Source organism: Longimicrobium sp. (genome assembly GCA_036387335.1).
Taxonomy (GTDB): domain Bacteria; phylum Gemmatimonadota; class Gemmatimonadetes; order Longimicrobiales; family Longimicrobiaceae; genus Longimicrobium.
The window spans coordinates 83,284-93,109 of record DASVTZ010000073.1; the positions used below are offsets into that span (position 1 = coordinate 83,284).

General features: G+C 71.8%; 10 protein-coding genes. All 10 read left to right on the forward strand.

Annotation, left to right across the window (positions count from 1 at the left end):
- Positions 1-291: 291 nt before the first annotated feature.
- Positions 292-1,815, forward strand: coding sequence for a peptidylprolyl isomerase (locus VF647_06420; GenBank protein HEX8451710.1), 1,524 nt, complete (start codon positions 292-294; stop codon positions 1,813-1,815).
- A gap of 135 nt (positions 1,816-1,950) precedes the next feature.
- A complete protein-coding gene (locus VF647_06425; GenBank protein ID HEX8451711.1) occupies positions 1,951-3,267 on the forward strand; it encodes a peptidylprolyl isomerase in 1,317 nt (438 codons plus the stop codon).
- Positions 3,268-3,271: 4 nt separating this feature from the next.
- A complete protein-coding gene (locus tag VF647_06430; GenBank protein HEX8451712.1) occupies positions 3,272-3,562 on the forward strand; it encodes a S4 domain-containing protein in 291 nt (96 codons plus the stop codon).
- A 253-nt stretch (positions 3,563-3,815) separates the two neighbouring features.
- A complete protein-coding gene (pdxA, locus tag VF647_06435) occupies positions 3,816-4,739 on the forward strand; it encodes a 4-hydroxythreonine-4-phosphate dehydrogenase PdxA (GenBank protein ID HEX8451713.1) in 924 nt (307 codons plus the stop codon).
- A gap of 69 nt (positions 4,740-4,808) precedes the next feature.
- On the forward strand, positions 4,809-5,507 hold the full coding sequence (gene ftsE / locus VF647_06440) for a cell division ATP-binding protein FtsE (GenBank protein ID HEX8451714.1): 699 nt from the start codon (positions 4,809-4,811) through the stop codon (positions 5,505-5,507).
- Between the two features lie 5 nt (positions 5,508-5,512).
- Positions 5,513-6,370, forward strand: coding sequence for a permease-like cell division protein FtsX (locus VF647_06445; GenBank protein HEX8451715.1), 858 nt, complete (start codon positions 5,513-5,515; stop codon positions 6,368-6,370).
- 2 nt (positions 6,371-6,372) lie between these two features.
- Complete coding sequence (locus VF647_06450) at positions 6,373-7,644, forward strand: peptidoglycan DD-metalloendopeptidase family protein (protein HEX8451716.1); 1,272 nt, start codon at positions 6,373-6,375, stop codon at positions 7,642-7,644.
- Positions 7,644-8,795 carry a hypothetical protein gene (locus VF647_06455; protein HEX8451717.1) on the forward strand — a complete coding sequence of 384 codons (1,152 nt, stop codon included), beginning with the start codon at positions 7,644-7,646 and terminating at the stop codon, positions 8,793-8,795. The genes VF647_06450 and VF647_06455 overlap by 1 nt, the downstream gene beginning before the upstream one ends.
- A gap of 277 nt (positions 8,796-9,072) precedes the next feature.
- Positions 9,073-9,567, forward strand: a complete 495-nt coding sequence (gene moaC, locus VF647_06460; protein ID HEX8451718.1) for a cyclic pyranopterin monophosphate synthase MoaC — start codon at positions 9,073-9,075, stop codon at positions 9,565-9,567.
- Between the two features lie 53 nt (positions 9,568-9,620).
- Positions 9,621-9,826: hypothetical protein (locus tag VF647_06465; protein HEX8451719.1), on the forward strand; the 206-nt coding region annotated here is incomplete at its 3' end.

Below are 9,826 nucleotides of genomic sequence, written 5' to 3' on the forward strand. Positions count from 1 at the left end.
CGTACCTTGCACTGCTCCATCCTGTGGCGCGGAGCGAAGGATCTACTGCGCGTTTCGAGGGGGCCGCGATGAGTCGCGAATCCCGGCCCGGCACCGGCTAGATCCTTCGGACGCCGCAGGAGAGTACTGAGCGCACCGCCGGCTCCTGCTGGGCGGCTCCCTCAGGATGACAAGCGGGGGGAAGCACCGTCCCCAGCGCACTAACGCACTAACGCACTAACGCACTTTTTTTCCCGCGCCCCGGCCATCCGGCCCGCGCCGCAGTCCCCTCACCCGGTTTTGGAGATCGTGATGAAGTTTACCCGCTGGGCGTTGCCCGCCGCCGCCCTCGCGCTTGCAGGGTGCGGCTCGTTCGGCAAGGCCATGTCTTCCCACACCGACGTGGTGGCCCAGGCCGCCGGCAAAGAGCTCAAGGTCGAAGAGGCCGCGTCGCTGCTGGCCGCCAACCCGCAGATCCAGCCGACCGAGGAGCTCGTCGGCGAGCTGGCCAAGATGTGGGTGGAGTACACCCTCCTGGCCACCGCCGCCGCCGAGGACACCACCCTCGCCGTGCTCGACTTCGACAAGCTGATCGAGCCGACCCGCGAAGAGGTGATCCTCGGGCGCTTCGTGAACAGCAACGTGCGCGTGGACACCATGTTCACCGAGGCGCAGCTCGACGAGAAGTGGAACACCGAGGGCCCCGGCCCGCAGGTGCGCGCCCGCCACATCCTGCTCAAGGTGGCGGCCGACGCCGCACCGGCCGCGCGGCAGGCGGTGCGCGCCCGCGCCGAGCAGCTCCAGGCGCAGGCCGCCGGCGGCGCCGACTTCGCCGCGCTCGCCCGCCAGCACTCCGAGGACACCTCCAAGGACCAGGGCGGCGACCTCGGCTTCTTTGGCCGCGGGCAGATGGTGCCCACCTTCGAGCAGGCGGCGTTCGCGCTGCAGCCGGGGCAGGTGTCCAAGGTGGTGGAGAGCCCCTTCGGCTACCACATCATCAAGGTGGAAGAGCGCAAGTCGCAGCCGCTCCCCGCCGAGCAGCGCCCGCAGTTCCGCCAGATGCTGGCGCGCCAGACGCAGGGCCAAGCCGTGCAGAAGTTCGTCGACTCCCTGACCGCCGCCGCCAAGATCGAGGTGCAGACCGGCGCCGTGAAGCAGATCAAGGAGATGGCGACGATGGAGAAGCTGCCCCTCAAGGGCCGCGCCGCCAACCGCACCCTCCTGGAGTACCGCGGCGGAGAGCTCACCTCGGGCGAGGTGGCGATGGTGATCGAGCAGATCCCGTCCGCGCAGCGCAAGCAGGCCGCTTCGGCGCCCGACTCTCTGGTGGAGAACTTCCTCAAGCAGCAGGCCACCCGCGAGATCCTGCTGGCCGAGGCCAAGCGCCGCAACTTCAACCTGTCGCGCGCGGCCACCGACTCCATCCGTGCCGACGCGCGCGCGGCGATCCGCGGGCTGCTGCAGGGCACGGGGCTGGGCACGCGCCGCATCCCCAAGGGGTCGGCCGGCAACGCGGCGATCGAGGAGCAGGTGCGCCAGCTCATCCAGGCCTTCCTCTCCGGGCAGGTGCAGCTGCAGCCGCTGGGCCGCCTGGGCCAGGCGCTGCGCGATTCGTACGGCTCCGAGGTCAACGAGGCCGCCTTCGCCCGCGTGGTGGAGCGGATGAAGGCGATCCGCGCCACGCAGCCGCAGCTCCCGCAGGGCCAGCCGGGGATGCCGCAGCAGGGGATGCCGCCCCAGGGCATGCCTCCCCAGGGGCAGCCGCAGCAGGGGCAGCCGCAGGGCGCGCCTGAGGGTGCTCCGCAGGGCGGACAGCCGGCGCCGGCGCAGCCGTAGCAGGTGAGGGGCGCCGCGGGGGAACCCCTGCGGCGCTCCGGCATACAACAGGGCCGGCCCGGGCGGTGCATCCGCCCGGGCCGGTCGCTTCCGGGTGGCAGGGGCCGCCCACTCCCGCAGTCCCAAGACCAGCTCATGCGCAACCGAATCGCGGCGCTCGCCGCCATCGCCACCCTCTTCGCCGGCTCGCCGCTCGTGGCCCAGACCGTCCCCGCCGCCCAGCCGGGCGAGGAACTGGTGGACCGCGTGGTGGCCGTGGTGGGCGACACCACGCTCCTCTTCTCGGACGTCCAGCAGGGGCTGGAAGCGTACCGCGAGTCGGGGCGCGAGATCCCCACCGACCCGGCGCAGCGGGCCGCGCTCATCCGCCAGATCGTGGAGCAGCGCGTCAGCGACCTGATCCTGCTGGAGGCCGCGCGCGCTTCCGGGATGACGGTCAACGAGCTGGAGGTGAACGAGGCGGTGGAGCGGCAGCTCACCCAGGTCAAGCAGCGCTTCAACGGCTCCGAGGCGGAGCTGTCGCGCGCGCTGCAGGCCTCCGGCCGCACGCTGGAGGAGTACCGACGCGACCTGACGCGGCAGATCACCGACCGCACGATGATCGACCGCTACGCGCGCCAGGAGGTCGCCAAGCGCCCCCGCCCCACCATCGCCGACGCGGACGCGCGCGAGTTCTTTGAGGGCGTGCGCGCGTCGGTTGGCACGCGGCCGGCGAACGTCTCCTTCGAGCAGGTGCTGGTGAAGCCGCTCCCCTCCGACTCGGCCAAGGCGCGCGCGCGCCGCACCGCCGAGGAGGTTTTGGCGGAGCTCGGCAGGGGTGGCGACTTCGAGGTGCTGGCGCGCCGCTACTCGGCCGACGCGTCGAAGGAGCAGGGCGGCAGCCTGGGGTGGTTCCGCGAGGGGCAGATGGTGCGCCCGTTCGAGGTGGCGGCCTTCTCGCTGCGCCCCGGCCAGACGTCGGGGATCGTGGAGACGGAGTTCGGCTTCCACATCATCCGCCTGGACCGCATTCGCGGGCCGGAGCGGCAGGCGCGCCACATCCTGATCCGCCCGGAGATCACGCCGGAGGACATCGCGGCCGCCCGCACCCGCGCCGACTCCATCGCGACGGCGGTGCGCGGGGGCGCGTCGCTGAGCACCTTTGCCGCGGCCACCAACACGCCGGCGGACCAGCGCGTGAACCGCAACATCCCGCTGGCGCAGCTTTCGCCCGCGTACGCCGCCCCGCTGGCCACCGCCGAGGCGAACACGCTGGTGGGGCCGTTCGAGGTGGCGAGCGCGCAGGGGGCGCCCTCCTTCGCCATCGTGCGCATCACGGAGCGCCAGGCAGAGGGGCAGTACGAGTACGCCGACGTGGCGGAGCGCGTAAAGGAGCGCATGGCCGAGCAGCGCCTGGAGGAGCAGCTCCTGGCCGAGCTGCGCCGCACCACGCACGTCGTCATCAACCTCTGAGGCGATGGCGGACGAAGCGCTCCGTGTAGACGTCCTCCTTCACCGGCTCTGCCTCACGAAGAGCCGAAGCGAGGCGAAGACGGCGTGCGAGGCGGGCGCCGTGTCGCTGGACGGCCGCGACGCGCGCCCCAGCGACACCGTGCTCCCGGGCCGACGGATCACCATCCGCTATCCGCGCCGCACGCTGCAGGTGGAGCTCCTCGCCCTACCCGGCAAGAGCGTCTCCAAGGCCGCCGCCCGCGACCTCTACAAGGTCCTGAGCGACGAGCGCACCAAGGACGAGCTGGCATTCTGACGCCTCCGCGAGCCCATTGGCGCGCGGGGGCGGTTTCGTCCTGTCTCCCAAGCATCCAAATTGTCTCACGCGGAGACGCGGAGCCGCAGAGAGAGAAACAGCGAATCTCACACAGAGACACAGAGACACAGAGAAAGACCTCCTTGCCTTTCCTCTGTGTCTCTGTGTCTCTGTGTGAGCCATGTAGTTGCAGTTCTCCCGCGTCTCCGCGCCTCCGCGTGAGGCCGCAGTTTCTTTGATGGAGCACCGAAGCATGGGGACACGCCCACGTATCGCCGTGACGCTGGGAGATCCGCGCGGAATCGGGCCTGAGGTGGTCGCGGCGGCGCTCGCGGATCGGGAGGTCGCGGCGGCGGCGGAGTACGTGCGCGTGGGGCCGGAGCACCTGCTGGGCGGGGCGGACGACGTCGCGGTGGGGCGGTGGACTTTGGAGGATGGCGTCGCGGCGGCGGGGCGGATCGCGGGGGAGGCGATCAGGCGCGCCACGGAGATGGCGATGGCGGGGGAAGTGGACGCCGTGGTCACCGCGCCCATCGACAAGTCCGCCTTCCACGCGGGCGGATGGCACTACCCGGGGCACACCGAGATGCTGCGCGACCTCGCCGGCGTCCCGGAGGTCGCGATGATGATGGCGGCGGAGCGGACGGCGCTGGGCGGACCCCTGCGCGTGGTCCTCGCCACCACGCACCTGGCGCTGCGCGACGTGCCGGCCGCGCTCTCGGCGGGGCTGCTGGTGCGGCAGGCGGAGCTCACGCATCGTGCCCTGCGCGCCCACTGGGGGATCGCCGAGCCGCGCGTGGCCCTCTGCGCCATCAATCCGCACGCGTCGGACGGCGGGCTCTTTGGGGACGAAGAGGAGCGGATCGTGGAGCCGGCGCTCAGGATGCTGGCGGAGCGCGGGGTGAAGGCGTTCGGGCCGGTGCCGGCGGACACGGTGTTCACCCGCGCCGTCCGCGGCGAGTTCGACGCGGTGATCGCGCCGTACCACGACGTGGGGATGGCGGCGTTCAAGACGGCGGCTTTCGGGAGCGGGGTCAACGTCACCCTGGGGCTTCCTTTCCCCCGCACCTCGCCCGACCACGGCACGGCTCTCGACATCGCAGGCAGGGGGATTGCCGACTGGTCGTCCACGCGCGAGGCCGTGCTACTGGCCGTGCGCATGTGCCAAACCGTTTGACAGCGGCGCAAAACCCGGCTAAGTTGGACCCACACCGACAGTTCCCTCCAGCAGTGCCCCGGTCCTCCCGTGATCAGGCTTTCATCCGTATCCAAGGAGTACGCGCGCTCCGGCGCCGCGCTCCGGGACGTGTCGTTCCACGTCCGCAAGGGAGAGCTCGTCTTCCTCACCGGCCACTCCGGCGCGGGGAAGAGCACCGTCATGCGCCTCATCCAGATGGCCGAGATGCCGACGAGCGGCGAGGTGCGCGTCTCCGGCTTCTCGTCCAAGCTCATCCGCCAGCGCGACGTCCCCATGCTGCGCCGCAAGATGGGCGTCGTCTTCCAGGACTTCCGCCTCCTGCGCGACCGCACCGCCGAGGAGAACGTCGCCTTCGCGCTGGAGGTGACGGGTAAGAAGCGCACCGCCATCGCGCCGCTCGCGCACCGCGTGCTCACGCAGGTGGGGCTGGCGCACAAGGCGCGCGCCTATCCGGACGAGCTCTCGGGCGGCGAGCGCCAGCGCGTGGCCATCGCGCGCGCGCTGGTGAACGAGCCGCTCCTTCTGCTGGCCGACGAGCCGACCGGGAACCTGGACGAGTGGGCGGCCAAGGGCGTCTTCGAGATCTTCCGCGAGATCAACTCGATGGGGATGACCGTGCTGATGGCCACCCACGACCTGGACCTGGTGCGCGCCCACCCGCAGTACCGGGTGATCGAGCTCAGCCAGGGCGCCGTGGTCTACGACAGCGCCCCCACCCCCGCGGCACGCGAACCCCAGCAGGCCTGAACCCCATGTCGTACGCGCTCCGCGAGGCGCTCGCCGCCTTCCGCCGCACGCCGCTGCTGACGATGCTGTCGGTGGTGGCGATCGCCTTTTCGCTCTTCATCGTAGGGCTCTTCGGCCTCACCGCCTTCAACATCTCGCAGGCGGTGCGCGAGGTGGAGAACAAGGTGGAGGTGGTGGGCTACCTTCGCGACGACGCCACCGCCATGCAGCTCCAGCTGGCGCAGGACGAGCTGCGCCGCCTTCCTGAGGTGCAGGAGCTGCGCTACGTCACCAAGACGGAGGCGCTGGCCACGGCGATGGAGGAGATGAAGGAGTTCCGCGACGTCTTCACCGACCTGGAGAGCAACCCGCTCCCCGCGTCGCTGGAGGTGCGGCTGCGCCCCGGCCAGAGCTCGCCCGAGGCGGTGTCGCGCGTGGCGAATCGGCTGAAGGCGTACGCCTTCGTGGAAGAGGTGGACTTCGGCGACGGGTGGGTGGAGAAGATCTACACCATCCGCCGCCTCTTCGGCGCGGCGGCCACGGCCATCGGCGGGGCGTTCGCGCTGGTGGCGGGGATCATCATCGCCACCGCCATCCGCATCGCGGTCTTCGCGCGGCGCGAAGAGATCTCCATCATGCGCCTGGTGGGCGCAACCGACGGCTTCGTGCAGCGGCCGTTCGTGCTGGAGGGGATCATCACCGGGCTGCTGGGCGGGGTCGCGGCCGCGGCGCTCACCTGGGTAGCCTTCGCCGCGCTGAACCGCTACCTCTTCGCCCTCAAGTGGCTCCCCTCCGAGTGGATCGTGGGCGTGGTCGTCGCGGGGACGGTGTTCGGCTTCCTGAGCAGCATCGTGGCGGTGCGCCGCCACCTGGAGGCGGTCTGACGGTGCGCCCCGCCCGCGCCTTCGCCGCGCTCCTGCTGGCCGCCGTCCTCCCCCTCGCGGCGATCGCGCAGCAGCGCGCGCCGCAGCAGGAGATCTCGGAAAGCCAGCGCCGCCTGCAGGAGATCCGCCGCGAGCGCCAGGAGCTGCGGGGCGAGCTGCAGCGCATCCGCGGGCAGGTGCACGACGTAAACGCGGAGCTCAACATCATCCGCCGCCAGGCCACCGTCTCGGCGAGCGTGGTGAGCGAGCTGAACCTGCAGCTCAGCGAGACGCAGAAGAAGATCGACGCCACCACGGCTGAGCTGACCACCACGCAGATGCGGCTGGCGGAGAAGAAGTCGCTCCTCAACCGCCGCCTGCGCGACCTGTACAAGCGCGGCCCGCTGCACGCGGCGGAGGTGCTGCTCTCGTCGCGCTCCTTCGCGGACCTCCTCAACCGCTACAAGTACCTGCACCTCGTTGCCCAGCGCGACCGGGGGCTGGTGAACGAGGTGGAGGAGCTTTCGCGCCAGCTCACCCTGCGCGAGCAGGAGCTGCGGCGCAGCTACAACGACATCCAGTACCTGCAGAACGAGCGCAGAGACGAGCACCAGCAGCTCCGCAGCCTCCAGGGCGAGCGAGGCGAGACGCTCAACGTCCTGCAGAAGCACGAGCGCTCCACCACCGCCCAGCTCGCCGAGCTGGCGCGCGACGAGCGCCGCCTTACCGGCCTCATCGCCACGCTGGAGGCCCGCCGCCGCGAGGCCGAGCGCCGCGAGCGCGACCGGGTGGCCGCCGCGGCCGTCGCGCGCACCCGCGCCGCCGCCGCGGGCCGTCCGGCTCCCGCCGCCGCGGCCCCGGTGCGCGCCCCCGCGTCCACCATGACCACGGCGGACGTGGGCAACCTGGCGTGGCCGGTGGGCGGGCGACTGGTCTACCGCTTCGGGCGGGTGACGCAGCCCAACGGCACCGCCATCCGCTACAACGGCGTGGGGATCGGCGCGGCGCCGGGCTCGCCGGTGCGCGCGGTGGAGGGCGGCACCGTGGAGATGGCCGCGCCCTTCGAAGGCTACGGCCCGACCGTCGTCGTGAGCCACGGTGGCGGCTACTACTCGCTCTACCTCTACCTGAAGCAGGTGCAGGTGCAGCAGGGCGCCACCATCGTGAAGGGCCAGGTGGTGGGCACCGTCGGCGGCGAGCAGACGCCGGAGGGGGCGCACGTCGAGTTCCAGATCCGCGCGCCGGGCGGGCAGGCGGTGGACCCGCTCACCTGGTTGCGGGGGCAGGCGCGCTGATGGCGCTCACGCCCGTATACGGCCACGAGGACGTGCGCGGCGTGCTCGTGGCGGCCGTGCGCGCGGGGACGCTGGCGCAGTCGCTCCTCTTCCACGGCCCCAGCGGCGTGGGGAAGCAGCGCGTGGGGCTCTGGCTGGCGCAGCAGATCATGTGCGAGTCGCCGGCGCCGGACGGGCTGGCGTGCGGGCGCTGCCAGAGCTGCCGGATGGTGCCGCGGCTGGAGCACCCGGACGTGCACTGGTTCTTCCCCCTCCCCCGCCCCGACGCGGCGACCCCGGAGAAGCTGCGCGAGAAGCTGGAGGAGTCGCGCGGGGTGGAGCTGGCCTCGCGCCGCGCGGACCCGTTCCACGTCCCCGCGTACGACCGCGCCCCGGCGTACTTCATGGGCACGATCCAGAACCTGCAGCGCTTCGCGAGCGTGCGCCCGGCGATGGGGTCGCGCAAGGTGTTCGTGGTGGGCGACGCGGAGGCGATGGTTCCGCAGGAGTCCTCGCCGGAGGCGGCCAACGCCTTCCTGAAGCTGCTGGAGGAGCCCCCGGCGGACACCACGCTGATCCTGACCTCCTCCAACCCCGGCGCGCTCCTCCCCACCATCCGCTCGCGCGTCCTGCCGGTGCGTCTCGTGCCGCTCCCGGCGGAGACGGTGGCGGACTTCCTGGAGCGCGAGAAGGGGATGGCTCGCGCGGATGCGGAGCGCGTGGCGGGGATCTCGGCTGGGGCGATCGGCAAGGCGCTGCGGCTCCTGCCCGGTGCGGGCGGCGCCGGCGTCCTCCAGCGCCAGCGCGAGGCGGGGCGGTCGCTCCTCCAGGCCGCCACCTCCACCTCCGCTGCGGACCGCCTGGCGGCAGCCAACGCCGTCGCGCCGGCCGGCGCGCGCGGCGAGTTCACGGGCACCCTGGAAGCGCTCTCCCTCTGGCTCCGCGACCTGATGGCTGTCGCCGCCGGCGCGCCCGATGCCCTGGCCTACACGGACGACGCCGCGCTCCTCAACGGCATCGTCTCCCGCGGCCGCGTGGAGGCGGAGGGCGTGGCCTCGGCGCTGATGCGCGTGCAGGAGGCGCGCGACCTGGCCTCCGGCAACGTCAACCCGCAGCTCATCGTGGCCGATCTGCTGCGGGGGATCCGGGCGGATCTGCTGCGGGCGGGGTGACAACCGCCTCACACGGACGAATCCGACCGGGGGATGAATCCCCCGGCTGGAACCACGCGAAGCCCACTGAAGTGGGCTTGATAGGCGCGGACCTCGGCCGCGAGTCCGCGAAGGCGGACTTTGTGCTGTTGTTGCAGCGAGTTCACTCGCCGGGGGGGCCAACAAAACGCACACGACACTTGCGCGGCGCTCCGGTCCTCATCGGACGGGGCGCCGCGTGTCGTTGGGACGCAGGAGAGAGGCACCGGTGCCACACCCGCAAGATCAGGAGAACGAGATGAGCGGCGAGAGCGGATTCACGCACCTGGACGAGCGCGGGCGTCCCCGCATGGTGGACGTGGGGGACAAGGAGGTGACGCGGCGGACGGCGGTGGCCGAGGGGCGCATCCGCATGGCGCCCGCGACGTTGGCGGCGGTGGTGGAGGGGCGCGCGGCCAAGGGCGCCGTCCTCACCGTCGCGGAGGTCGCGGGGATCATGGGGGCGAAGCGCACCGCCGACCTGATCCCCCTCTGCCATCCCCTTCCCCTCACCTCCGTGGCCGTCGTGCTGGAGGTGGACCAGGCGCTCCCCGGCCTGCGCGCGACGGCCACCACGCGCACCGATGGCAAGACGGGGGTGGAGATGGAAGCGCTCACGGCGGTAAGCTGCGCGCTCCTCACCGTTTACGATATGTGTAAAGGAATGGACCGGGGAATGGCCATCGTGGAGGTACGTTTGCTGCACAAAGAGGGGGGACAGAGCGGGGTCTGGACGGCGGCGGCCGGGGCTTAGCCCTGGCTGGGCGCTTCCCCGCACGCTGAGAACCAGAACCCCCGGAGGCTGGCATGCAGTCTCTCCTGTTGAGGCTTCAGAACGACATCGAGTCCCGCAAGCAGCCCCGCCTGGAGCTGGTCCCGGTGCTGCGCAGCGCGGTTGTGGGAGGGCTTCTGGTGATCGCCGCGTTCGTGATGGGCGCGCGCACCGCCAGCAGCAGCGACGCCACCGGCTCGGTCTTCAGCGGCATCGTGGATCCGAGCGCAGGCGGCATGCG

Bases quoted from the DNA above. Each gene is read 5' to 3' on its own strand.
- VF647_06420 (HEX8451710.1), top strand. From the start codon at position 292: ATGAAGTTTACCCGCTGGGCGTTGCCCGCCGCCGCCCTCGCGCTTGCA.
- VF647_06425 (HEX8451711.1), top strand. From the start codon at position 1,951: ATGCGCAACCGAATCGCGGCGCTCGCCGCCATCGCCACCCTCTTCGCC.
- VF647_06430 (HEX8451712.1), top strand. From the start codon at position 3,272: ATGGCGGACGAAGCGCTCCGTGTAGACGTCCTCCTTCACCGGCTCTGC.
- pdxA (HEX8451713.1), top strand. From the start codon at position 3,816: ATGGGGACACGCCCACGTATCGCCGTGACGCTGGGAGATCCGCGCGGA.
- VF647_06445 (HEX8451715.1), top strand. From the start codon at position 5,513: ATGTCGTACGCGCTCCGCGAGGCGCTCGCCGCCTTCCGCCGCACGCCG.
- VF647_06455 (HEX8451717.1), top strand. From the start codon at position 7,644: ATGGCGCTCACGCCCGTATACGGCCACGAGGACGTGCGCGGCGTGCTC.
- moaC (HEX8451718.1), top strand. From the start codon at position 9,073: ATGAGCGGCGAGAGCGGATTCACGCACCTGGACGAGCGCGGGCGTCCC.